Genomic DNA, 23867 nt, shown 5'->3' with positions numbered 1-23867 from the left:
GAAGGGGCCGGCAGGCGGATGAGGGGGAGATCGCAGGCATAGACGCTCCGTTGGAGCCACCCCCTCATCCGACCCTTCGGGCCACCTTCTCCCCGCGGGGGAGAAGGGGAGAACGGCGACGTCGAATCCCGTTAGCAGTTGCCTTGCTGCTCTTCGGGAAGGAAAACGCCTCAATTGCCGGAAAGCAGCGCGTTCCACTTCTCGGCGGCGAGGTCGAAGTTCTCCACCCAGAACGGGATGTTCTGCTGATAGCCCTGTGCGATGCGCTCGGGCGTCGAGGTGAGGAACGACGCGGTGATCTCGTCGACCTGCGGCTTGGCGTCCATGTGGATCGGCGTGTAGGAGGTCTTCTCGGTCAGGATCTCCTGCGAACGCTGGCCGAGATAGGCGTTGAGCAGCGCATAGGCCGCATCCGTGTCCTTGACGCCGACCGGGATGGTCATCTGGTCCATGACGACCAGCCAGTCCTGCCAGACGGGGGTATAGGCCGCGCCGTTCTTCGCGGCGGTCATCGCGCGGCCGGTCCACATCATGATCATGTCGGCCTCGCCGGATTCGGCGAGCTGCTGGGATTCGGCGCCGGTCTTCCAGTAGATCGTGTCGGGGCCGAGGTCGCGCAGCTTCTGGATGCCTTTCTCGATGTCGTCAGGCGTTATCGCCTTCGGGTCGCCGCCGGCCGCCTTGAAGGCCTGCTCGATCAGGCCGCCGGTCGGATCGCCGCTGCCGTCGATGGCGCGCGAGCCCGGGAATTTCTCCGTATCGAAGAAGTCCACCCAGTTCTGCGGCGGATTGTCCTTGTAGGTCTCGGTCTTGTACATGAAGATGACGCCATAGTTCATCGCCGGGACCGAGCACTCGCCGACCTGTCCGGGCGGGATCTTCGAGACGTCGAGCTTGGAGAAGTCGAGCTTCTGGAACAGCGTGCCGCAATGGACGTAGGGCGGCAGGTCGGCGGTGTCGACCACGTCCCAGGTGACGTTGCCGGCATCGACCTGCGCCTTCAGCTTGGCGATTTCCGTCGGGCCGTCATTGAGCAGCGTCACGCCGGATTTCTCCACGAATTCCTGGAGGGCAGCCACCTGGCCGTCCTGGTAGATGCCGCCGTAGGAGACGAAGGTCAGCGTCTTGCCCTCAAGGGAGCCTTCCTTTACCGCGCCGGCGACCGGCGTTTCCTGTGCGAATACCGGCAAGGCCAGGGCGCACGTCATCGTCAGGGCCAAAGCCCCCGCAAAATTCCTCATCGTTGATACTCCCAGTAGCGCTCGCGTGCGTTGTTCCTGCCGCGGTTACGAGCCCGCCCGTGGCAGGTATTTGTCGAGGTCGTCGGCGACGCTGGTCGGCGGCGCGATCATCCACAGGACTTCGGCCGGTTCCGCGCCGATATTCACGGTCTTGTGCGGAACCGAGGTCGGATATTCGATGCTGTCGCCGGCCGACAGCACATGGCGCTCCTCACCGAGCGTGAGTTCCACCTCACCGCGCAGGACGAAGAAGAGTTCGTGCGAATCCCCATGGCTGTAGGGTTTTTCCCCCGTCGAGCCGCCCGGATCGAATTCGCCGATATAGACTTCCATGTCGCGGATCGGTCGTCGCGACAACAGCATCTTTCGATAGCCCTCGGCCGGCGGCAGCGCCGGGCGTTCATGCTTACGCAGCACGCGGCCGACGGGCGGGGCCGCTTCCTCGAAGAGGTCCGTCAGGCTGATGCCGAGCGCGCCGGCAATGCGCATCAGCGTACTGATATTGACGCCGCTGAGCCCCCGTTCCAACTGGCTCAGGAAGCTCGCGGTCGTGCCGGTGGCCTCGCCCAGCGTGCGCAAGGACATGCGGCGGGCGGTGCGGAAGGCCTTCACCTTCTCGCCGACGGCAGCCTGATTCTTCGTCGCAACCGCGATGTCGTCCATGGCCTCGCTCCTCACTTAACAAGGTATTAAGTGAACGGCATTTTGGCAACCGCTAAAATCGACGGGCGACGATTTTCTGTGGCCGCGCCGGATCCACCCCCGGCAAGCTGAGGGCGCCTTACAGGGCGGTGCCCACCTTCAGCCCGTCATAGACCGCTTCTTCCGCGGTGCGTGGCGCCAGACAGTCGCCGATGAGATGAACCTCCGGCACCAGCCCGGCAAGCATCGCCCGCAGTTCGTCCGCCGGCGTATGCCCGAGACAGAGCACGAGCGTATCGATGCCTTCGAAGACGATTGGCTGCTCGCTGACGGTGTGCTGCAGGTAGACGGTGCCGCTGTCGCAGCCGTAGAGCCGGGCATAGGGCGTGATGCCGACACCCTTCCCGTGCAGTTCGGCGGCGATGTTGTCGCGCACGTAGAGCGGCAGCAGCTCGCCGGGATGGGTGCCGTTGACGGCGAGCTCGACGCTGCAGCCGTTGTCGACGAGCAGCTCGGCGATGCCGGGGCCGATCCAGTCGCAGCGCCAGTCGGCGACGACGACGCGGCCGCCGGTCTTGACCTCCCGGCGCAGCACCTGCCAGGCATCGACCACCTGGACGCTGCCGTCGGCGGGGATTTCGGGCATGTAGGGCGTGGCACCGGTCGCGAGCACGACGGCATCGGGCTTTTCGCGCTCGACGAGGGCCGCATCGACCCGAACGCCCTTGACCACGCGTACCTGCGCCAGCTCCAGTTCACGCGAAAGATTGGTGATGATGCCGCCGAATTCGGCGCGGCGCGGCAATTGCTGGGCGAGCAGCGCCTGTCCGCCGAGCTGGTTCGCGGCTTCGTAAAGTGTCACCTGATGGCCGCGGGCGGCGGCGGTCGCGGCCGCCTTCATGCCGCCCGGCCCGCCGCCGATCACCATGACCTTCTTCGGTGCGGCCGCCGGCACCAGCGTACCGAAGGCAAGCTCGCGGCCGGTTTCCGGATGCTGTATGCAGGAGATCGGCACGCCGCGGTGAAAATGGCCGATGCAGGCCTGGTTGCAGGCGATGCAGGCGCGGATGTCGTCGGTGCGGCCTTCCTCGGCCTTTGCCGGCATCTCGGGATCGCAGATCAGCGCGCGGGTCATGCCGCAGACATCGGCCGCGCCCGCGGCGATGACTGCCTCGGCTTCGTGCGGCTGGTTGATGCGGCCGGCGACGAAGACCGGCACCTTCAGCGCTTGGCGGAAGCGGGCGGCGTCGCTGGAAAGGTAGGCGTTGCGATAGGCCATGGGCGGCACGATATGCACCGCGCCGCCGAGCGAGGCGGAGGTGCCGGCCGTGACATTGACATAGTCGACCAGCGGTTCGAGCAGGCGGCAGCCCTCCAGCGCCTCGTCGGGCGTGAGGCCGTTCTCGTCGCGGTCCCCGGCGCTGATGCGCAGGCCGACGACGAAATCCTCCGATGTCGCCGCACGGATCGCCTTCAGCGCTTCCGCGGCAAAACGCAGCCGGTTCTCCAGCGATCCGCCATAGCCGTCCGTCCGCCGGTTGACGCGCGGGTTCAGGAACTGGGCCGGCAGGTAGCCGTGGCTCGCCACCAGCTCCACGCCGTCGACACCGGCTTCATGCATGCGCCGGGCCGCCGCGCCGTAGCCGGCGACGATCTCGTCGATCATCGCCTGGTCGAGCGCGCGCGGCATCACGCGAAACCGCTCGTTGGGCGTGACGGAGGGCGCATAGGCGACCGTCAGCAGCCCGTCGCCGCCCTCCATGATCTCCCGGCCCGGATGGAAGAGCTGCGAGAAGAGCGCGCAGCCATGGGCATGGCAGGTTTCCGCCAGCGTGCGGTAGCCGTCGATGCAGCCGTCGTCCGTCGCCATCAGCATGTGCGAGGTATAGCGGGCCGTCTCGTGCACGCCGGCCACCTGGCTGACGATGAGGCCGACGCCGCCCTTCGCCCGCGCCGCGTGATAGGCGACAAGGGCCTCGTTGACGCGCCCGTCCGTCGGCAGCGTCGTGTCGTGGCCGGTCGACATGATGCGGTTCTTCAGCCGCACGCCGCGGATCGTGAGGGGCTGGAACAGGTGCGGGAAGGCGGCGGGCGCGCTCATGCGGCGCTCCCGGTGTTGCGACAGTGGCGCGTGGCATGCCTGATCTGCACGATCCCGATCATTCAGTCCTCCCATCCCGAGCGAGCGAAACGAGGTGGTTATATTTTATTCAAAGTAAAAAATCGACGTATTTTTTTTACTAAAGGCAAAATCTATTGCCATGAAGCGCATTCTGGACAACCTTGTGAGCCGATGCGCCGGCGCGGCGCGGGAAGGAAGGCGGCGATGGCGGACGAGAATGTTTCGGGGGCGCATGACGGCGGGGCCGCGGCCGGCGAGGATCCGGTGCTCGGCGAGCGCATCCGCGGCCTGCGCAAACGGCGCGGGATGACGCTCGCTCAACTGGCCGAAAGCTGCGACCTCTCGACCGGCTATATCAGCCAGATCGAGCGCAACCTTGCCTATCCGTCCATTCCCGCTTTGGTCGGCATCGCCCGCAGCCTCGGGGTCACCGTGCAGTGGTTCTTCGGCGGCGCGGCGCCGGTGCCGCAGGCCGAGCAGGGCTATGTCATCCGCTACGGCAACCGCCTGCGCATCCAGTACGACGGCGGCATCGTCGACGAGCTGCTGACACCGAAGATGAGCCTTCAGGTCGAGATGATCCACACGCGCCTGCCGCCGGGCAGCGAGAGCGCGGAAAGCTATAGCCATGCCGGCGACGCCGTGGGGATCGTCATGGCCGGCGAGCTCGAAATATGGGTGGGCGAGCGACACTTCCACCTGCGCGAGGGCGACAGCTTCTCCTACTCCGCCGGCGAGCCACATCGCTATCGCAATCCGGGAAGCCGGGATGCCGTCGTGCTCTGGGCGATCAGCCCGCCCAGCTTCTGACGTCAGCGCACGGTTTCGATTTCCCGGAGCAGCCAGTCGCGGAACCGGGCGAGGGCGGGGTTTGCCTCCATGCTCTCCTTCGGGCAGAGGAACTTGTAGGATTCCTCCGGCTGGAAGGTTTCTTCCGAAAGCACGCACAGGGTGCCGCGCGCAATGTCCGCCTCGACGAAGGCGCGGTGCGAGAAGCCGATGCCATGGCCGGAGCGCGCGGCGGCAAGCAGCGTGTGCTGGTCGTCGAAGAACAGGTTGGCGTTCGTCTGCGTTTCCTGCAGGTTGTTGTGGGTCAGCCAGTTCTTCCAGTCATCGGCGTTGCGATAGTGCAGGCGCGCGACGCTGCGGCTGAAGAGCAGGTCGCTGGCCTGCTTCACGCTGGCGAGCAGCGCCGGGCTGCAAACCGGGACGAGGCGTTCGCGCAGCACCTCGACGGCGTAGTCTCCCGCCGGCGGATGGACGCAGTACTTGATCTGCGCGTCCTCGCGCTCGACCGCGCCGCTGCGCGCCTCCAGATTGCTGAGATGGAGCTGGATGCCGGGGTTCTGCTCCAGGAAGCCGGCCATGCGGGGCACCAGCACCTCCATGGCGAAGAAGGGACCGGTGCGGATGCGCAGGACCTTCGTCTCCGTCTCCTGGCCGACGAGCGAGAGCACGTTCGCGACATCATCGAAGGCGCGGGCGCAGGCGTCGAGCAGCAGGCTGCCTTCCGCTGTGAGGCTGACGCCGCGCGAATTGCGCTCCAGCAGGCGCCGGCCGAGACGCTCCTCCAGTTGCTTGATCTGATGACTGACGGCGCCCTGGCTGACGGCGAGCTCGCTCGCCGCCGCCGTGAAGCTCCGGTGGTGGCCCACGGCCTCGAAGGCGCGCAGCGCGCGCAGATTGGCCAAGTGTCGACGATGGTGCCGGTCTGTCATCGAACCATGAAGAAAACTAATGATTGGGAATATATCTTTTGCATTGTTGCGCCGCCGGCTCAACGGTAATCCTACACGGGCAGAACGAAACCGACCGGATGCATCGTTCGCCAAGACCCAGGAAATTCAGGTTGTTTCTTTTGCCTTGGCGTTTTGCGCCGGAGGGCGGGGCTGTGGGCGAAGCAAGCCGGCGACACAACACGATGAGGGAACGATGATGAGAAAAATGGCGCTCCATGCGTGCACGGCGGCCGCGATCGTCCTGTCGGGAGCGGTCTCGGCCGCGGCCGAGACGATCCGCATGGGCGCGGAGGGGGCCTATCCGCCCTTCAACTACGTCGCCGAGGACGGCCAGCTCAAGGGCTTCGACATCGACATCGGTAATGCGATCTGTGCCGAATTGAAGGCCGAATGCGAATGGAGCACCAACGAGTGGGACGGCATCATACCGGCGCTCCAGGCCGGCAAGTTCGATATCATTGCTTCTTCCATGGCGATCACCAAGACGCGCATGGAGCAGGTGAGCTTTTCCGATCCCTACTATTTCAACGCCATGCGTTTCGTCGCCCTGAAGGAGCTGAACCTTGAGGAGGTCAAGCCCGATGCCGTCAAGGACCTGGTGATCGGCACGCAGTCCGGCTCGATCGCCACCGACATGCTGAAGGACTTCTTCCCCGACAACGAGGTCAAGCTCTATCCGACGCTCGGCGAAGCCTTCCTCGACATGAAGACCAGCCGCCTCGATCTCCTGGTCGAATCGAAGATCGCCATCGCCGACTGGCTGGCCGATGGCGAGGATTGCTGCGTCTTCGTCGGGGAGGAGTTCCTGCAGGATGGCACGCTCGGCGCGGGCCTCGCCTTCCGCAAGGACGACGATGCCCTGCGCGAGCGGGTGAATGCCGCCCTTGCCGAACTGGTGCGCAACGGCACCTATGAGACGATCCGCAAGGCGTATTTCGACTTCGACATCCGCGAGAAGCCGAAGAATGCGAGCGTGCTCTTCGGCGGATAACCGGCTCTGAAGGACGAGGTCTGCCAGCGGGCCTCGTCCGTCGTCTCGCCTGCCCGGCTCGGGGCATGATCCGCTCTCTCCCGTCTCTTTCATTGCCCGCCCGGCGAGGGCGGGAAGGGTATTCATGTCCTATCGTGTCGCTATCATCGAGTTCATCAACGAATCCAACACCTTCACGCGGAAGCGGACCGGCATCGATGATTTCCATGCCTCGCATTATTTCAAGGGCGACGAAATCCCGCTGAATTTCGAGGGCACGGGATCGGAAGTGGGCGGGGCGATCGAGGTTGCCCGTGCCAGGGGGTGGACGCCGGTCTATATCGTCGCCGCCCATGCCGAGCCGAACGGCATCATCCTTGAAGCGGCGCGCACCGAGATCACGCGGGAATGCCTGCGCCGGCTGAAGGAAAACGGGCCCTTCGACGGGATCTTCGTGGCGCTGCACGGTGCGATGGTGACGGAGACGGACGAGGACGGCGACTGCCAGTTCCTGCGCGAAATCCGCGCCGTGGTCGGGTATGCGGTGCCGGTCGCCATCACGCTGGACCTGCATGCCAACATCTTCGACGAGCTGGCCGATCTCGCGCAGATCGCCGTCTCCTTCCGCACCTATCCGCATGTCGACATGCGGGAGGTCGGCGTCGAGGCCTGCGACCTGCTGCACCGGGCGATGGCCGGCGAGATCGCGCCGATGCTCGCCATCCGCCGCCCGCCCATGCTGCTCGGTTGCGACGACGGGCGCACGACGGACAACGGGCCGATGTGCCGCCTCCTGGAAAGGGCCGCGACGGAAGCGGCCGCGCCGGGCATGCTCGCCGTCTCGATCAATGCCGGTTTCACCGATGCCGATGTCTGGGCCGCCGGGCCGAGCGTCGTCGTCACCTATGACAGCGCCATTGTGCCCGCTGCGGCGGCGGAGGGCGTCGGCGGAAGGCTCTGCGCGGCCATCTGGTCCTTCCGCAACGAATGGACGCAACCGGTGCCGCTGGCCGAATGCATCGCGGCGCTGAAGGCCGCCGATCCCAGGGACGGCATTGTCGTGGTGGCGGATTTTTCCGACAATCCCGGGTCGGGCGCCTATAGCGACTGCACGGCGCTGATCGCCGCCATGCTGGAAGCGAGGCTGACCCATGCCGCCGCCGGGGCGCTGCTCGATCCCGAGGCGGTGCGTAAGATCGCGGCGGCCGGCGTCGGGGCCGAGGTCACGGTGACGATCGGCGGGCGCACGGATCCGGCGGTCGGCGGCGGTCCCCTGACGGTGACCGGCACGGTGATGGCGGTCACCGACGGCAGGTTCGTCTTCGAAGGGCCGATGTTCACCGGCCTGCCCGGCACCTGCGGCAGGAGCGTTTGCCTGCGCGTCGGCGGGCTCGACATCATGATCGTTTCCGAGCGCATGCAGATGCTGGACAAGAACATCTTCCGCGCCGTCGGCATCGAGCCGACCGAAAGGGCGATCCTCGCGGTGAAATCCATGCAGCACTTCAAGGGCGCCTTCGGGCCGATCGCCGCGCGCATGATCGTGACGGATGCCGGCGGGCTGAGCTCGCCGGATCTGGCGCGCCGGACCTATACTCATCTTCGCCGCCCGGTTTTTCCGCTGGATCCTGAAGGTTTTGCGGTAACCGGGGCGGCCTAAGGCCCCAGCCATACGTCGGTGGCCCGCGCCTGGAAGGGCGCCGGCGCAGATTGTTTTCCACCGGCAGGAAACAGCGGTGATTGACAATGTTTTAAACTGTGCTAATGTGATTAAACGTTTAATCACATCGATGAGCAGCCGTGAAGCCTTCGCGACCCAACCTTTCGGAACTGGCGCGCCACCTCGGGGTGTCGATCGCGACGGTATCGAATGCGCTGTCGGGCAAGGGGCGCCTGTCGCCGGACCTCGCAAGGCGCATCCGCGATGCGGCGGACACGCTCGGATATGTTCCGAGCCAGGCGGGCAGGGCCCTGCGCACCGGCCGCAGCGGCGTGCTCGGCCTCGTCCTGCCCGATATCGGCAATCCGCTCTATCCGGAGATCGCGCAGGAGATCGAGCGCGTGGCGACGGGGGCGGGCTACGGAGTGCTGATCGCCAATTCGCGCGACGAGATCGCCGCACAGGACAAGGCGATCTTCCAGCTCATCGAGCGCGGCGTCGACGGCATCGTCATCGTTCCCCGCCGCGGCACGAAGGTACCGGAAACGCGCTGCCCCATCGCCATCATCGACACGCCGACGACGCCGCGCAACACCGTCTCGGCGGATCATTTCGCCGGCGGCGCAGAGGTCGCCGGCCACCTTGCGGCGCTCGGGCACGGCAGGATCCTTCTGATCGGCGACGATCCGAGCTCGAACGTGCAGAACGCCCGCATCAACGGCATGCGCTCGAAGCTGTCGGGCGTCGAGACCGAGACCATCTGGATCGTCGAGCTTGAGGCCCGGCACGGCAAGGGCTGTGCGCTCGGGCTTGCGGACTGGCGCAAGCGGGGCTTTACCGCCTTCGCCTGCGTTTCCGATCCCCATGCGCTGCGCGCGCTCACGGAGCTGCAATCGGCCGGCATCGCCATTCCGGCGGAGGCCAGCATCACCGGCTTCGACAATCTGCAATGGTCGTCCTTCATCTCGCCGCCACTGACGACCGTGAAGATGAACATGCCGGAAATCGCGACGCTGGCGCTCGATGCGCTGGTCGAGGCGATCCAGTCCCGCGAGGCCTCGGACGACACGCCGAGCCCGCCCGTCACCGCTCGAAGGGCCGCCGTGCCGATGGAGCTTGTCATCCGCCGTTCCAGTGGTCCCGCGCCATCTGCCGGTTTTTCCCAGGAGGAGTCCCCGCATGCATAAGAAAGTACTGGCCGCCAGCGTCTTCTGGCTCATGAGCGGTGCGCTCGCATCCGCCGAGGAGCAGACGCTAACCATTTCCGTCTATGGCTTCGTCCAGGAGGAATTCACCGAGGCGCTCTACAAGCCCTTCGAGGCGGAATGCGGCTGCAAGCTGGTCGTGGAGACGGGCAACAGCATCGAGCGCCTTGCCAAGCTCGAAGCCAACAAGGATGCCCCGGTCATCGACATGGCCGTCTTCTCGCTCGCCGACGCGCTTTCCGCCGCGCGCAAGGGCCTGACCGACAAGATCGATACGGCGAAGCTCTCCAACTACGACAAGCTCTACGATTTCGCCAAGGACCCGAACGGCGACGGCATGAGCGTCGGCTACACCATCTACAAGACCGGCATCGCCTATCGCACCGACAAGATGACGGTGGAATCCTGGGCGGACCTGCTGAAGGACGAATATGCCGATCACGTCGCCCTGCCGAACATCACCACCAACCAGGGCGGGCCGGTGCTGAACATGATCGGCAAGGCGCTCGGCAAGGAATCGCCGGACCTGAAGGAGGCCATGGCCGCCGTCGGCGAGAAGCGCGACGCGTTCGTCACCTTCTACGTCAAGAGCTCGCAGCTCGTGCAGCTCATGCAGCAGGAAGAGATCTGGGCCGCGCCGATGGGTCACTTCTCCTGGGCCGGCATTTCCAAGCTGGACCTGCCGATCGGCTGGGCCGCCACCAAGGAAGGCGACGCCGGCGACATGAACGCCATGGTGCTCGTCAAGGGCTCGAAGAACCAGGAACTGGCGCTGAAGTTCATGGACTTCTGGCTCTCGACGCCGATGCAGACCAAGATCGCCGAAATGCTGATCGACAGCCCGGCGAACAAGGAAGTCGTGGTCGCGCCGGAAATCGCCGAGAAGCTCACCTACGGCGCCGACGTCGCCAACAAGCTGACCTTCCTGCCGGCCGCGACGACCCTCGACTACCGCGAGAAGTGGCTCGCCGAGTGGAACACGGCGGTCGCGCAGTAAAGGCGTCCTGAACCGAAGGCGATCGCATTATTGCCCCTCACCCTAACCCTCTCCCCGCAAGCGGGGAGAGGGGACTTGCCCCACGAATCGTTGAGGAACTGGGGAAACCGGTACGGCATATCTCCTTCGCCCCGCCTGCGGGGAGAAGGTGGCCGGCAGGCCGGATGAGGGGCAATCTCCACATGCGATCGTTCCTGCGCTTCCCACCACCCCGAACGCTGCCCCCTTTCGGCAGGAGCACGCATGTTTCAAAATCGCGCTGAAGCCCTGGCGCTGGCCTTGCCGGCCGCCGTCTTCGCCACCGTCATCTTCCTGGTGCCGGTCGTCATCGTGCTGGCAGAGGGCTTCCGTAGCCCGGCCGGCTGGACCTTCTCGGCCTACACCAACTTCTTCTCCGAGCCGCTGAACCGACTCGTGCTGGTGCGCACGTTCAAGCTCGGCATCGCCGTGACGGTGGTGTCCGCCATCATCGGCTATGCCGCCGCCTTCGCCATCGTCAATCTCAGCGCCTCCGGCAAGGGTCGGATGATCGGCCTCATCTCGCTGCCGCTGATGATCTCGCCGGTCGCGCGCACCTATGCCTGGATCGTCATCCTCGGCCGCACCGGCATCGTCAACCAGGCGCTGCAGGCCGTCGGCCTCAGCGACGAGCCGATCCGCCTGCTCTTCACCGAGACGGCGGTCTTCATCGGCCTCCTGCAGCTCTTCCTCCCGCTGATGATCCTGTCGCTGATCAGCGCGCTGGAAAACATGCCGAAGGATGCCATCCTCGCCGCCCGGGTGCTCGGTGCCAACTGGTTCCAGGTATTCTGGAAGGTCATCCTGCCCTTGACGCGCGAAGGCCTCGTCGTCGGCGGCACCCTGGTCTTCACCGGCTCGCTGACGGCCTATATCACGCCTGCCATCCTCGGCGGCTCCAAGGTCCTGATGCTGGAAACGCTGCTCTTCCAGCGCGTCACCGTTGCCAACGATTTCGTCTCCGCAAGCGTCATCGCCTTCATCCTGATCGCCATGTGCTTTGCCGCGAACCTTCTCCTGAAACGGCTCGCCACCGCGAGGAACAAGCGATGAACCGCACGCTTTCCTTCTCCATCCTCACCGCGCTGATCGTCTTCCTGATCGGCCCGTTCCTGATCATCGTCGCCGCCTCGCTTTCGGCCGGCGATACGCTCGCCTTCCCGCCGCAGGGCCTGTCGCTGCGATGGATCGTCAAGGTCTTCACCGTCGAGAGCTTCCGCGACAGCTTCATCATGTCGATGATCCTTGCGGTCGGCGGCACCTTCGTCGCGCTCCTGCTCGGCGTGCCGGCGGCCTATGCGCTATCGCGCTACAAGCTGCCCTTCGGCGAGGCGGTGAGCACCGTCGTCACCCTGCCGATCATCGTGCCGGGCATCATCGTCGGCCTCGCGCTCCTGCGCTACCTCGTCGTGCCCTTCAGCTTCTCGATCGGGGTCGCGCTGTTCCTTGCCCATACGGCCCTCGTGCTGCCCTATACGGTGCGCGTCGTCTCTTCTTCCTTCAACAACCTGCGCTCCGACATGGAAGAGGCGGCGGTGCTGCTCGGCGCCACCCGTCTCGGCGCCTTCTTCATGGTGGTGCTGCCGAATATCCGGGCGGGCATCCTTGCCGCCTTCATCCTCGGCTTCGTGACGAGCTTCAACCAGGTGCCCGTCTCGCTGTTCCTCTCGGGTCCGGGCGTGCGCACGCTGCCCATCGACATGCTTTCCTACATGGAAACCACCTACGATCCCTCCGTTGCTGCGCTGTCGGCGCTTCTCGCCCTGATGTCGATCGGCATCATCTTCCTCGCAGAACGCTTCCTTGGATTCTCCCGCTATGTCTGATCGCGCCTTCCTCTCGCTTGAAAACCTGACGCTCTCCTACGGCAGCTCGATCGCCGTGGACAAATTCAACCTGGATATCCGCAAGGGCGAGCTCGTCGCCTTCCTCGGCCCCTCCGGCTGCGGCAAGACGACGACCATGCGCTCGATCGCCGGCCTTCTCGCGCCGACCTCCGGCCGCATCACGCTCGACGGCACGGACATCACCCGCGTTTCCGCCAACAAGCGCAATGTCGGGCTGGTCTTCCAGTCCTACGCGCTCTTCCCGCACCTGACGGTCTTCGAGAACGTCGCCTTCGGCCTGCGTTTGAAGCGCATGCCGGCCGCCGATATCGAGGCGCGCGTCACCGCCGGTCTGAAATCCGTCGGCCTTTCCGCCTTCTCCGGCCGCAAGCCCGCCGAACTCTCCGGCGGCCAGCAGCAGCGCGTGGCGCTCGCCCGCTCCATGGTGATGGAGCCGAAGGTGCTCTTGCTCGACGAACCGCTCTCCAACCTCGATGCGCGCCTGCGCGTCGAGATGCGCGCCGAACTGCAGCGTGTGCAGAAGGAAACCGGCGTGACCATGATCTTCGTCACGCACGACCAGGCCGAGGCCCTGTCGCTCGCCGACCGCATCGTCGTCATGCGCGAGGGCCTGATCGAGCAGATCGGCACGCCGGAGGAAATCTACAACAATCCCGTCTCCTCCTTCGTCGCCGATTTCGTCGGCTTCGAGAACGTCTTCGCGCTGTCCGATGGCAAGCTCGCCACCCCCGCCGGCGCGGTCGCCCTCCACGAGACCCTGCCCCGGAACGCCGCCGGCTTCGCCTGGCGTCCCGCCGGCGTGGCGCTGGATACGGGCCCGTTCAAGGGCCGGGTGAAGAGCGTTTCCTTCACCGGGAATCTGCGCGAATACCTGCTCGACACGCCGCTCGGGCCCATCACTGCCGAGGTCAGCGCCGCGCTGCCGGTCCATGAACTCGGCACGGAGCTTTCCTTCGACCTGCCGCTGAAGGCGGCCGCGCCGCTCCAGCGCTTCGCGTGACCGCCATGGGCGTCTGGATCGATACGGACATGGGTTTCGACGACATCGCCGCCATCCTCGTGGTGGCGCATGCGAGGGAACCCGTCGACGGCGTTTCGCTGGTCTTCGGCAATTCCGGTTTTGCGCAGGTGCGCCAGAACGCGGCCTCGGCCGCCGCTGCCTTCGGCTGGACCTTTCCCATCCACGACGGCCGCGCCCTGCCGGTGATGGGCCGCCTCGAAACCGCGGAGAACATCCTCTCCGAAGCCGGCATGCTGACCGCCGGCCACAGCCTGTCCGCCGCCCCGTTGTTGCCGGAAAGCGATGCCTTCACCGCCCTCTGCCATTGGCTGGAGACGGCGGAAAGCCCGCGCCGCATCCTCGCCCTCGGCCCGCTCACCAACATCGCCGCCCTGGCGCTCGCGCGGCCGGACCTCGCGGGGAGGATCGACGATCTCACCTGGATGGGCGGCGGCGTCACCGCCGGAAACCACACGGCCTCTGCCGAATTCAATGCCTTCGCCGACCCGGAAGCGCTCGCCATCGTGCTCGCCCACGGCCTGCCGTTGCGCATGGTCGATCTCGACCTCTGCCGCAAGGTCATCGCCTATCCGGACGACGCCGCGCCCGTCCGTGCCGCGGGTGGCCGGAATGCCGAGCTGCTGGCCGACCTTCTCGCCGGTTACATCTCCATAGGGACGAGCCGCGGCCGGCCCGGCATGGCGATCTACGACCCTTGCGCCGCTGTCGCCTTCGTGCGGCCGGCGGCCGTGACCTTCACCACGGCCCGTATCGACGCGGAGCTTTCCGGCGCGCTGACCCGGGGCCGCACCGTGGTGGATCTCCGCGCGCCCGAGGAAAGGCGCAACGCCGCCTTCGCCTCCGATATCGACGTGGATGCTGCCCGTGCCCTCATCCTCGGCGCGCTGATCGCGGAGGCGCGGCGATGACCGGCCGGACCGACGCCCGCGATCTCGACGACGAAACCTTGAGGGAAAATGCCGTCGCGGCCGCCCGCGGCGACCGCGCCTTCGACATCCTCATCCGTGGTGGCATGCTGGTCGACATGGTGACGGGCGAGCGGCGCCCCGCCGATATCGGCCTCGTCGGTCCGCTGATCGCCAGCGTCCACGTGCCGGATGCCCGGCGGGATGCGGCGGAAACGATCGATGCCGCCGGGCTTTTCGTCTCGCCCGGCCTCATCGACACGCATATGCATGTCGAAAGCTCGATGATCACGCCCGCTCGCTATGCCGCGGCGACCCTGCCGCGCGGCGTCACGACGCTCGTCTGGGATCCGCACGAGCTCGGCAATGTGCACGGCGTCGCCGGTGTCGACTGGGCGGCGGAGGCGGCGCGCGTGCTGGCGCAGCGCCATGTGCTGCTCGCGCCCTCCTGTGTGCCGTCGGCGCCGGGCCTGGAACTGGCCGGCGCCAATTTTCCGGCCGAAACGATCGCCGCGCTGCTCGCCCGCCCGGAGATCGGCGGCATCGCCGAGGTGATGGACATGCGTGCCGTCATCGAGGGGCGGGCGCGCATGAGCGCCATCCTCGCCGCCGGCCGCCGCGCCGGCAAGCCGATCCACGGCCATGCCCGCAGCCTGGAGGGCGCCGACCTGCAGGCCTTCGTCACGGCGGGCATCAGCTCCGATCACGAGATCGTCTCCGGCGAGGACCTGCTGCAGAAGCTGCGTGCCGGCCTCACCATCGAACTGCGCGGCTCGCACGATCACCTGCTGCCCGAATGCGTCGCCGCCCTCGACATGCTGCCGCAGTTCCCGCAGACGGTGACGTTGTGCACCGACGACGTCTTCCCGGACGATCTTTACCATGCCGGCGGCCTCGACGACGTGGTGCGCCGCCTCGTGCGCTACGGAATGAAGCCGGAATGGGCCCTGCAGGCTGCAACGCTGAACGCCGCCCGCCGCATCGGCCGCGCCGATCTCGGCCTCATCGCCCCCGGCCGCCGCGCCGACATCGTGCTTTTCCGGGACCTTGCCGATTTCCACGCGAAGCTGGTCTTTTGCAGCGGCCGTCTCGTCGCCCGCGATGGTGCGCTCATCGAAGCGGCGGAGGAAGTCGACGCGGCGCCGCTCCGCGGTTCCATGCATCTCTCGCCGCTTGCGGAAAATGATTTCCGCATTCCCTGCGCGGGCGGCGAGGCGACCGTCGCCCTCATTGCAAGACCGCGCTTCACCGAATGGGCCGAGGCCGTCGCACGGGTCGAGGATGGTTTCGTCGTCCCTCCCGCCGGCGCGACGCTCATTGCCGTGGTGCACCGGCACGGCAAGGCGGATGCGCGCCCGCGCGTCGGCTTCCTCTCCGGCTGGGGCGAATGGCGCGGCGCGCTTGCCACCACCGTCTCGCATGACAGCCACAACCTTACGGTCTTCGGCGGCAATGCGCGGGACATGGCCGTCGCCGCCAATGCGGTGATCGCGGCTGGCGGCGGCATGGCCGTCGCGGCCGATGGGAAGGTTTTGGCGCTGCTCGCGCTGCCGCTTTCCGGCCTGATCTCGGATGCGCCGCTCGAGGATGTGGCCGGTGCCTTCTCGGCGCTGCGCGCCGCGGCAGACGGTATCGTCGACTGGCAGCCGCCCTATCTCGTGTTCAAGGCCGTCTTCGGCGCGACGCTCGCCTGCAATGCCGGCCCGCACCAGACCGACCGCGGCATTGCCGACGGCACGACCGGCGTGCTGCTCGAAAGCCCGGTCCTGAGCATCCGGGGCCTCTCGTGAGCACGCCTGCCAACGCCACCGTCCCATCGGCCAGCACCGGCCTGCTGCTGCCGGCGGTCTTCGTGCCGCTCTGGTCGAGCGGCTTCGTGCTGGCGCGGCTCGTCGCGCCCCATGCAGAGCCCCTGACCTTCCTTGCCGTGCGCTTCTTCCTCGCCTTCCTGGCGCTTGCCGCCATTGCCCTGTGGAAGGGCGCGGCCTGGCCGCGCGCGGCGCGGGAATGGCGTCAGGCGCTGCTGGCCGGCGTGCTGATCCATGGCCTTTATCTCGGCGGCGTCTTCTGGTCGGTGGCGAACGGCCTGCCGACGGCGATCTCCGCGCTGATGGCGGGCATGCAGCCGCTGCTCGTGACGCTCCTGGCGGGGCGGGTGCTCGGCGAGCGCATGTCGCGGCGCGGTGCCATCGGCATCGCCGTCGGCGCCCTCGGCACGCTGGTCACGCTGGCGCCGAAGCTCGGCGCGACGGATGCCGGCGGCATCCCCCTCGTGCCGCTTCTCGTCTGCCTTGCCGGGGTGCTTGCCATCACCACCGGCTCCATTCTGGTGAAACGCACGAAGATCACCGCCGATCCGCTGACCAACACGGCCGTGCAATATATCGGCGCGCTGGTTCCGACGGCCGTCCTCGTGCCCTTCGTCGGCGGACCGGGCTTCGATACGGCGGCGGTGCCGCTGTGGATCGGCCTTGCCTGGTCGGTCTTCGGCATGTCGCTCGGGGCGATCCTGCTGCTCCTGCACATGATCCGCCGCGGGGCGCTGTCGAAAGTGTCCTCGCTCTTCTTCCTCGTGCCCGGCGTCTCGGCCCTGATGGCCTGGATCGGTTTCGGCGAAAGCCTGACCATCGTCCAGATCGCCGGGCTTTGCATCGCGACGCTCGGCGTCTCCCTCGCCAGCCGCGGCTAAACCCACAGGAACCACCATGACCCTTGCCGAGATGATCGCCGCCAGCAATGCGCCCGCCGTGCTCGTGCGCCGCGACCTGCATCGCCATCCGGAAACCGCCTTCCTCGAATACCGCACCGCTTCGCGCGTCGCGGCCTATCTCGACCATCTCGGCTTTGCCGTGCGCACCGGCCGCGAGGTGATGGATTACGACGCCGTCATCGATCCGCCGTCGGTCGGGCAGGTGGCGGAGGCGAGGCGGGCGGCGCTCGCCGCGGGCGGGGACCCCGCCTGGATGGAGCGCATGCCGGATGGCCTGACGGGCGTCGTCGCCGACTACCGTTTTGGCGAAGGTCCCGTCGTCGCCTTCCGCTTCGACATGGATGCCCTGCCGGTCAGCGAGACCGAGGCGGCGGAGCACCGGCCGAATGCGGAGGATTTCCGCTCCCGCTTTGCCGGGCGCATGCATGCCTGTGGCCATGACGGGCATGTCGGCATCGGCCTTGCCCTTGCCCGCCGGCTCAGCCGGGAAAAGGGGCTTTCCGGCACCCTGCGCCTGATCTTCCAGCCGGCTGAGGAGAGTGCGCGCGGCGCCGCGCCCATGGTGGCGGGCGGCGCGGTCGAAGGGGTCGACCATCTCTTCGTCGGTCATCTCGGCTGCCTGCTGCCCTCCGGCAAGATCGGCGCCAGCGCCGTCGGCTTCCTGGTCTCGAGCCGCTTCGTCGTCACGTTCCGCGGTGCTGTCGCCCATGCGGCGATGGGCCCGCAGGAGGGGCGCAACGCGCTGCTGGCGGGTGCTGCGGCAGCGCTCGGCCTGCACGGCATTTCGCGTTTTGCCGGCGCTCAGACCTTCGTCAATGTCGGCATGCTCACCGCCGGCACGGCCTTCAACATCGTTGCCGATACCTGCCAGATGCTGGTGGAGGTGCGGGCCGACGACCGCGCGGCGCATGACTACATGGTCGGGCGGCTCCATGCGGTCATCGAGGGCGCCGCCGCCATGCAGCAATGCGACGTGGAGATCGTGCGCAAGAGCCACATGCCCGGCAACGAGAACAGCCGGGACGCCGCCGAGCTCATCGCCGCGGTCGCCCGGGGCCTGCCCGGCGTAACCGAGGTGCTGCCGGAATGGTCGATCGGCGGCGGCGACGATGCCTGCCTGATGATCCGCCGCGTGCGGGAGAACGGCGGCTCGGCCGCCTATTGCATCATCGGCAGCGACATTCCTGCCGTGCACCATGCCGCCGATTTCGATATCGACGAGGCATCGCTGGAAACCGGCGTGGCGCTGTTCGCAGGCGTTGCGCAACGGCTGCTGGGGATGCAGGGCGGCCGGTAGCAGGTCGCTGCAGCGTCCGGCAGCCGGACGGGCGAATAAGGGACCGTGCCCCGCAAGAAGGAGGCACGGCCGTTGGGCTCAGCCCGCCACCAGGAACCAGGAGCGGCGCGCCTGCATCAGCCCCGCGGCATAGATGGAGAAAGCGAGGACCGCGGTCGCCGGCGCCGAGAGTTCCGCATAGGCGCCACCCCAGACATGCAGAGCGATGCCGACGGCCGCGGCGACGAACCAGGCGCTGATGCCGAGCGGGTTGAAGGCGGGGACATGGCTGGAGCGGTATTCGATGGCAGGTCCCACCAGCATGCTGTAGCGGTCGATCAGGATATGCGCCATGGCGACGGCGACCCAGGCGACGACGAAGATGCCCTGGTAGGCGAGGGCCTGCAGCAGGTAGGCGAAGACGTCGGCCAGCATCAGGAGATAGACGATGACGCCGACCGCGATCGCCCAGCCGACGCGTCCGAAGGGCAGGCGGCCGAAGAGTTGCACCAGCGCTTCGAGGTTGACGGCGGCAAGGTAGTAGTTCGCCGTGTTGATGCGCGTCTGGGTGACCCAGACGAAGGCGAGGCCCCAGATGCCCATGAGCTTCAGGAGCGCCAGCAGCACGCTGACCTCCGAAAGCGCGCCGAGATCCGGCACGGTGCCGATCATGAACATGCCGAAGAGCCCGCTGACCAGGAAGGCGACGGCATAGAAAGGCGTGCCGAAGTTGAACCAGGCGTGATAGCCGGCGTCCTCCTGCCGGCCGAAGCGGGCATAGTCGAAGGTGAACATCATCAGCACCCAGACGCCCATGTAATAGACGAAGCAGGACCACCAGCCGCCGGCTGGCGCGCCGGTTTCCGGGCCGAGGTTCAGCCACTTGTCGCTGTAGCCGTATTCGCCGATGGCGAGCGCGACCGCGACGATCAGGCCGAGGATATAGAAGGGCAGCAGCACGCCATTGAACTTGTCGAGCCAGGTCTGGATGCTGCCGAAGATCAGAGGCACGCTGTAGAGCACGACGATCAGGGCTGCGAGCGGATAGGAGATCGACGGCAGCACGGTGTTGATGCCGACGGCGATGACCGAGCCCTCGAAGACGGCGTAGTAGATCGCCGTGGCGCAGAAGATCAGCGTCGCCAGCCCCGCCCCGACATTGCCGAAGAGGACACGCGAGAACAGCGCCACGGAAAGCCCGGTGCGGATGGCGAAGCGGCTCAGCACCGCATTGACGACGCCATAGGCGACGACAGACAGCACGATGCCGATGATGGCGTTGCGCGTGCCGAAATTCAGCGCCATCGCCGCGCCGACGACGATATAGAAGACGGCGCTGCACACCGCCCACCAGGCCATGGTCAAGGCACCCTTGGGCATGCGGGCATGCGGCGGGACCGCCACGTTGGAAAAATCCGAATTGTCGGCTTCGGTGGCCGATACGTTGCCTGCCATCTTGTTCCCCTCGATTGTTGCAGGTGATGCGGCCCTGCCGGTGGCGGCGGGGCCATTGGCTCAGTTGCGCGTCAGCAGGTAGCTGCCGCTTTCATGCAGCACGCTCGTCCAGCCGGGCTCGATGACGATGGTCGTCGTCACCTCCTCGATGATCGCCGGCCCCGCGATGCGGGCGCCCGCACCAAGTTTCGCGCCGTCATAGATCGGCGTGGAGATCGCCTTGCCTGATTGATCGAAGATCGCCTCGCGGTAACCCTTGAGCGCCGCCTTCGCATCGCCGCCTTCGGCGAGTTTCGGCGGACGGACCTTTTCGATGAGGCCGTAGACGGTGGATTCGAGGTTCACCACCTCGACCGCGCTGTGGCGTTCGGCATAGGTGTAGAGTTCCTCGTGGCGGGCGTGGAAGGCGTCCTTGACCTTTTCGATGGTCGTCTCGTTGATCGGGAACGTGCCGATATCGACCGTGCATTCATGCACCTGGCCGACATAGCGCATGTCGATGGAGCGCTTGATGGCGATCGCGTCGTCGGCAAAGCCGTCCGCCTTCAGATGCGCGACGCCCTTCTCCTCGATCTCGCGGAACAGGCTGTCGATGCGCTGGTAGGCGCTGGCATTGTCGAGGCGCACCGGGGCGGGAGCCATGTAGTTGTATTTGACGTCGGAGATGATCTGGCCGAAGGCGCAGAGGCCGGAGGCGAGTTTCGGCAGGATGATCGTGTCGATGCCCATCTCGCCCGCCAGCGCGGTGATATGCGCCGCCGTCGCGCCGCCCGCGCCGACCAGCACGAAATCGCGCGGATCATAGCCGCGTTCGACGGAGACGCGGCGGATGCCGTTGACCATGCTGTTGTTGACGATGGCGAACATGCCATAGGCCGCCTGCTCGACGGAGATGCCGAGCGGTCCGGCGACGCGCGCCACCGCCGCGCGTGCCTTCTCGATATCGAGCGGCAGCTTGCCGCCGAGCAGGCCTTCCGGGTTGAGGTAGCCGAGCACGAGATTGGCATCCGAGGTGGTCGGCTCCGTGCCGCCGCGGCCGTAGCAGGCGGGGCCGGGCTCGGAGCCCGCCGATTGCGGGCCGACCTGCAAGAGGCCGAGCGGATCGATCCAGCCGATGGAGCCGCCGCCGGCGCCCAGCGTCTCGACCTGGATCATCGGCACGCCGATGCGGTAGCGCAGGAAGTCGATGTTCTTGTTGAGGTTGGTCTGGCCGTTGCGGGTCAGCGTGATGTCGAAGGAGGTGCCGCCCATGTCGACGGTGATGACGTTCTTATGGTCGAAGGGCGCGCCGGCATAGAGTCCCGCCTGCGGCGCGGATGCCGGGCCGGAATTGATGGCGTAGACGGAGCGGTCGGTCATCACCTGGCCGACCGCAAGGCCCCCGTTCGACTGGAAGTAGCGCACCGGCTGCTTGGCGCCGAGCGTGCGGAAATAGGCGTCGACGGCGGCGACGTAGCGACGCATGACCGGGGCGAGATAAGCGTTGGTGACGGCGGTGGAGGTGCGGGTATATTCGCGCACCTGCGGGTAAAGCTCGCCGCCGACGGTGAGGATGGCCTCCGGCATCATCTCGCGCACGATTTCCGCCGCGCGCCGCTCATGGCTCGGGTCGAGCACCGACCAGACGAAGGAGATGGCCACGGTCTCGACGCCCTCCTTCAGGAAAAGGCGGCAGGCTTCGCGCACGTCCTCCTCGTGCAGCGGCGTGCGCACGGAGCCGTCGGACAGGATGCGCTCGCGCACGCCGCGGCGCAGATAACGCGGCACGAGCATGGTCGCCGCCGGATAATCCGGGTCGTAGCGGAAACCGTCCTCCTTGTGGCCGTTGCGGATCTCGATGGAATCCTCGTGGCCGGCGGTGCAGATCAGCCCCGTCTTGCCGCCGCGATGGGTGATCAGCGCGTTGAGGCCGACGGTCGTGCCGTTGATGCAGAGGTCGCAACTCGCGATGATCTCCTCGATCGGCTTCCTGAGATCGGCGGCGATGAGGCCGAGGCCGTTCTCGATGGCCTTGGTCGGGTCGGTGGGCGTGGAGAGCGCCTTGAACAGCTTGACCTCCCCGCTGGCGCGGTCGGCGATGACGAAGTCGGTGAAGGTGCCGCCGGCGTCGATGCCGAGACGGTAGGAATGCATGGTCATGTCTGGTCTTCCTTTATTCACTAGCGCGCAGCCGCGCGGTCTCGGCGACGTCGACGGCGAGGGTTTCCGGGTTGGCGATGGCGACGCCGTAATCGGCGCGCGCGCCTTCGATGGAGACGAGGCCGTTGCGCACGTCCCAGACGACCTTCTCGACCGGCCGCTCGAAAGGATTGCCGTAGCCGCCGCCGCCCGGATTGAGGTTGGTGATGGTCTCGCCCGGCCTGATGGTCTCAATGATATTCTTGCGCTCTACCTCGACCTTGCCATCGCGGCGCAGCTCCACGCGGCCGACCTTGGTGTCGACCATCGCCGATCTTGCGCCTGCCGCGCCCATGGCGGGAATGCGCCGGCCCTCGCCGAAACCGATGCACAGCATGTCGCCGTTGAGCGGCTCGACCTCCCAGGCGGTGCCCGAGCCGCCGCGGAATTTCCCCGCGCCGCCGGAATCGGTCATCAGCGAATAGCGGTGGATGACGATGGGGTAGGAATATTCGAGCAGTTCGACGTCGCCGGAGGTGAGTGCGCCGAAGCAGCATTCCGGGCCGACGGCATGCCAGCCGTCCTGCTTGGGCGTCGCGCCGCCGCCGGAGATGATGGTGGCGAGCACCATGGTGACGAATTCCTCGTTGGTGCGGGAATCGCGGCCGGCGATGTTGAGGCCGTTGGCATGGCCCCAGGAGGCGGAGACCTTCGACGGCATGGCCTTCTCGAAGGCGAGGCGCACCGCGTCGGTCAGCGTTTCCATCGGCGTCGTCGTGCAGTTCATGTGCGGGGCGGGTTCCTGCGCGTTGCAGAGCGTGCCCTTCGGCCCGAAATCGAGGCTGACGCAGCGATAGAGGCCCTCGTTGTAGGGCGGAGGCAGGGCGGCGAACATCATCAGGCCGAGATAGACGCCGGAATGGGAGTTGCCCTCGTAGGAATTGATGAAATAGGGGATCTGCGGCGGGCTGGCGATGGCGATGTGGCAGCTATCGCCCGTGACCGTCACCGTCGCCTTGATCTCGAAATCGCCGAAACCGTGGCCGGCGTCCTCCAGAATGGCGGAGCCCTCGTAGGTCCCGTCGGGCACGGTGGCGATCAGCGCGCGCATGTGCCGGTCTGCCATGTCGAGCAAGGTGTCGACGCAGGCGTCCACCTGCTCCTTGCCGTATTTGTCGAGCATGGCGATGAGGTTGCGCTCGCCGACCTGGCAGGCGCCGATCAGCGCCCGGAAATCGCCCTCCTGGTCGCGGCGGGCGCGCATGTTGGTGAGGATCATGTTGAGCACGTCGTTGCGCGGCGTGCCGCGGTCCCAGATCTTGACCGGCGGGATGCGCAGGCACTCGGCGTAGATCTCGGTGGCGTTGGGGTTGTAGCCGGCGGGAACGGGACCGCCGATGTCGGTAAGATGGCCCTTGCAGACGGTCCAGTAGACGAGTTCGCCCTTGTAGAAGACCGGCTTGTACATGCAGGTGTCGATGGCGTGGCTGCCGCCGAAGGCCGGGTCGTTGTGCAGGAACAGGTCGCCCTCGTGGATATCGTCGCCGAAGAAGGCGGCGACCGCCTTCATGGCGGGAATGAGCGAGCCGAGATGGATCGGGATGTCCTGGCCCTGCAGGATCATCTCCGGCCGGGCGTTGAACAGCGCCGTCGAATAGTCGTGCGCCAGGTTGAAGACCGACGAGCGCGCCGTCTTTTCGAGCGCGAGCGTCATTTCGCGCTGGGTGGTCTCGAGCATGCCGCGCACGACCGAAAGGGTGATCGGGTCGACCTTTGAAGTCTGGGTATGGTTCATCGTGTTCACGCTGGTTGAGGGCGAGAACCGACGGCCTGGAAACCGTTGGAGGTGCTGATGTGACTGTTCCCTTGAGCCGCCGGTATCTGTCGCACCGTTGAAGCCGGGGTCAATCTAGGCAGAGTTTTCCGCTCCGGTCTTTGCAG

The 23867-nt window shown here is 66.6% G+C and carries 19 protein-coding genes; 12 read left to right on the top strand and 7 right to left on the bottom strand.

From position 1 onward, the window contains the following. Positions 1-170 precede the first annotated feature (170 nt). The 3 genes from EV665_RS11535 to EV665_RS11525 all read right to left on the bottom strand — a co-directional run bounded on the left by EV665_RS11535 (position 171) and on the right by EV665_RS11525 (position 3984). Entirely contained in the window at positions 171-1208 is a 1038-nt protein-coding gene (locus EV665_RS11535; protein ID WP_245337445.1) for an extracellular solute-binding protein, read from the bottom strand. Between the two features lie 78 nt (positions 1209-1286). Beyond that, entirely contained in the window at positions 1287-1904 is a 618-nt protein-coding gene (locus EV665_RS11530) for a helix-turn-helix domain-containing protein (RefSeq protein ID WP_064332806.1), read from the bottom strand. A gap of 118 nt (positions 1905-2022) precedes the next feature. Then, on the bottom strand, positions 2023-3984 hold the full coding sequence (locus EV665_RS11525; protein WP_133034211.1) for an oxidoreductase: 1962 nt from the start codon (positions 3982-3984) through the stop codon (positions 2023-2025). 225 nt (positions 3985-4209) lie between these two features. On the opposite strand from EV665_RS11525, the gene EV665_RS11520 reads away from it, so the two are divergent. After that, positions 4210-4815: a helix-turn-helix domain-containing protein gene (locus EV665_RS11520; RefSeq protein ID WP_133034210.1), complete on the top strand. Its 606-nt coding sequence runs from the start codon at positions 4210-4212 to the stop codon at positions 4813-4815. Between the two features lie 2 nt (positions 4816-4817). Here the strand turns inward: EV665_RS11520 and EV665_RS11515 are convergent, their stop codons facing one another. Continuing rightward, entirely contained in the window at positions 4818-5696 is an 879-nt protein-coding gene (locus EV665_RS11515) for a LysR family transcriptional regulator (protein ID WP_245507694.1), read from the bottom strand. A 241-nt stretch (positions 5697-5937) separates the two neighbouring features. Between EV665_RS11515 and EV665_RS11510 the strand changes: the two genes are divergently transcribed. From EV665_RS11510 to EV665_RS11460, 11 genes are all read left to right on the top strand, one after another. Then, positions 5938-6735, top strand: coding sequence for a transporter substrate-binding domain-containing protein (locus EV665_RS11510; RefSeq protein WP_245507693.1), 798 nt, complete (start codon positions 5938-5940; stop codon positions 6733-6735). A gap of 124 nt (positions 6736-6859) precedes the next feature. After that, positions 6860-8374 (top strand): M81 family metallopeptidase, encoded by a 1515-nt coding sequence (locus tag EV665_RS11505; protein WP_133034208.1) that lies wholly within the window; start codon positions 6860-6862, stop codon positions 8372-8374. 140 nt (positions 8375-8514) lie between these two features. Continuing rightward, complete coding sequence (locus EV665_RS11500) at positions 8515-9561, top strand: LacI family DNA-binding transcriptional regulator (RefSeq protein WP_133034207.1); 1047 nt, start codon at positions 8515-8517, stop codon at positions 9559-9561. Further along, on the top strand, positions 9554-10576 hold the full coding sequence (locus tag EV665_RS11495; protein ID WP_064332812.1) for an ABC transporter substrate-binding protein: 1023 nt from the start codon (positions 9554-9556) through the stop codon (positions 10574-10576). The genes EV665_RS11500 and EV665_RS11495 overlap by 8 nt, the downstream gene beginning before the upstream one ends. Positions 10577-10819: 243 nt before the next feature. After that, entirely contained in the window at positions 10820-11647 is an 828-nt protein-coding gene (locus EV665_RS11490) for an ABC transporter permease (RefSeq protein WP_064332813.1), read from the top strand. Beyond that, on the top strand, positions 11644-12420 hold the full coding sequence (locus EV665_RS11485; RefSeq protein ID WP_133034206.1) for an ABC transporter permease: 777 nt from the start codon (positions 11644-11646) through the stop codon (positions 12418-12420). The genes EV665_RS11490 and EV665_RS11485 overlap by 4 nt, the downstream gene beginning before the upstream one ends. Continuing rightward, complete coding sequence (locus EV665_RS11480) at positions 12413-13441, top strand: ABC transporter ATP-binding protein (protein ID WP_133034205.1); 1029 nt, start codon at positions 12413-12415, stop codon at positions 13439-13441. The genes EV665_RS11485 and EV665_RS11480 overlap by 8 nt, the downstream gene beginning before the upstream one ends. Before the next feature lie 5 nt (positions 13442-13446). Then, positions 13447-14370, top strand: coding sequence for a nucleoside hydrolase (locus EV665_RS11475; RefSeq protein WP_133034204.1), 924 nt, complete (start codon positions 13447-13449; stop codon positions 14368-14370). Further along, a complete protein-coding gene (locus EV665_RS11470; protein ID WP_133034203.1) occupies positions 14367-16157 on the top strand; it encodes an adenine deaminase in 1791 nt (596 codons plus the stop codon). Before EV665_RS11475 ends, EV665_RS11470 begins: the two co-directional genes overlap by 4 nt. After that, on the top strand, positions 16154-17056 hold the full coding sequence (locus EV665_RS11465; RefSeq protein WP_245507692.1) for a DMT family transporter: 903 nt from the start codon (positions 16154-16156) through the stop codon (positions 17054-17056). Before EV665_RS11470 ends, EV665_RS11465 begins: the two co-directional genes overlap by 4 nt. A gap of 16 nt (positions 17057-17072) precedes the next feature. Beyond that, positions 17073-18374 carry an amidohydrolase gene (locus tag EV665_RS11460; RefSeq protein WP_210234623.1) on the top strand — a complete coding sequence of 434 codons (1302 nt, stop codon included), beginning with the start codon at positions 17073-17075 and terminating at the stop codon, positions 18372-18374. Between the two features lie 78 nt (positions 18375-18452). Here the strand turns inward: EV665_RS11460 and EV665_RS11455 are convergent, their stop codons facing one another. The 3 genes from EV665_RS11455 to capB are packed head-to-tail and all read right to left on the bottom strand — an operon-like array spanning position 18453 to position 23721. Continuing rightward, a complete protein-coding gene (locus tag EV665_RS11455; RefSeq protein ID WP_133034202.1) occupies positions 18453-19808 on the bottom strand; it encodes a purine-cytosine permease family protein in 1356 nt (451 codons plus the stop codon). Positions 19809-19868: 60 nt separating this feature from the next. Beyond that, the gene (gene capA / locus EV665_RS11450; RefSeq protein WP_133034201.1) at positions 19869-21947 is read right to left on the bottom strand and encodes a caprolactamase subunit alpha; all 2079 of its coding nucleotides are present in this window, start codon (positions 21945-21947) and stop codon (positions 19869-19871) included. A gap of 13 nt (positions 21948-21960) precedes the next feature. After that, a complete protein-coding gene (capB, locus tag EV665_RS11445; RefSeq protein WP_133034200.1) occupies positions 21961-23721 on the bottom strand; it encodes a caprolactamase subunit beta in 1761 nt (586 codons plus the stop codon). Between the last annotated feature and the right edge of the window lie 146 nt (positions 23722-23867).

It is taken from the genome of Shinella granuli (assembly GCF_004341885.1).
Lineage (GTDB): Bacteria > Pseudomonadota > Alphaproteobacteria > Rhizobiales > Rhizobiaceae > Shinella > Shinella granuli.
The sequence above is the reverse complement of the archived record's forward strand: the minus strand, read 5'-3'. Positions and strand labels throughout refer to the sequence as shown.

Excerpts from the sequence above, each read along its gene's own strand:
- EV665_RS11535 (WP_245337445.1), bottom strand. The coding sequence starts at position 1,208 with ATGACGTGCGCCCTGGCCTTGCCGGTATTCGCACAGGAAACGCCGGTC.
- EV665_RS11530 (WP_064332806.1), bottom strand. The coding sequence starts at position 1,904 with ATGGACGACATCGCGGTTGCGACGAAGAATCAGGCTGCCGTCGGCGAG.
- EV665_RS11525 (WP_133034211.1), bottom strand. The coding sequence starts at position 3,984 with ATGAGCGCGCCCGCCGCCTTCCCGCACCTGTTCCAGCCCCTCACGATC.
- EV665_RS11520 (WP_133034210.1), top strand. The coding sequence starts at position 4,210 with ATGGCGGACGAGAATGTTTCGGGGGCGCATGACGGCGGGGCCGCGGCC.
- EV665_RS11510 (WP_245507693.1), top strand. The coding sequence starts at position 5,938 with ATGATGAGAAAAATGGCGCTCCATGCGTGCACGGCGGCCGCGATCGTC.
- EV665_RS11505 (WP_133034208.1), top strand. The coding sequence starts at position 6,860 with ATGTCCTATCGTGTCGCTATCATCGAGTTCATCAACGAATCCAACACC.
- EV665_RS11495 (WP_064332812.1), top strand. The coding sequence starts at position 9,554 with ATGCATAAGAAAGTACTGGCCGCCAGCGTCTTCTGGCTCATGAGCGGT.
- EV665_RS11490 (WP_064332813.1), top strand. The coding sequence starts at position 10,820 with ATGTTTCAAAATCGCGCTGAAGCCCTGGCGCTGGCCTTGCCGGCCGCC.
- EV665_RS11485 (WP_133034206.1), top strand. The coding sequence starts at position 11,644 with ATGAACCGCACGCTTTCCTTCTCCATCCTCACCGCGCTGATCGTCTTC.
- EV665_RS11480 (WP_133034205.1), top strand. The coding sequence starts at position 12,413 with ATGTCTGATCGCGCCTTCCTCTCGCTTGAAAACCTGACGCTCTCCTAC.
- EV665_RS11475 (WP_133034204.1), top strand. The coding sequence starts at position 13,447 with ATGGGCGTCTGGATCGATACGGACATGGGTTTCGACGACATCGCCGCC.
- EV665_RS11470 (WP_133034203.1), top strand. The coding sequence starts at position 14,367 with ATGACCGGCCGGACCGACGCCCGCGATCTCGACGACGAAACCTTGAGG.
- EV665_RS11460 (WP_210234623.1), top strand. The coding sequence starts at position 17,073 with ATGACCCTTGCCGAGATGATCGCCGCCAGCAATGCGCCCGCCGTGCTC.
- EV665_RS11455 (WP_133034202.1), bottom strand. The coding sequence starts at position 19,808 with ATGGCAGGCAACGTATCGGCCACCGAAGCCGACAATTCGGATTTTTCC.
- capA (WP_133034201.1), bottom strand. The coding sequence starts at position 21,947 with ATGACCATGCATTCCTACCGTCTCGGCATCGACGCCGGCGGCACCTTC.
- capB (WP_133034200.1), bottom strand. The coding sequence starts at position 23,721 with ATGAACCATACCCAGACTTCAAAGGTCGACCCGATCACCCTTTCGGTC.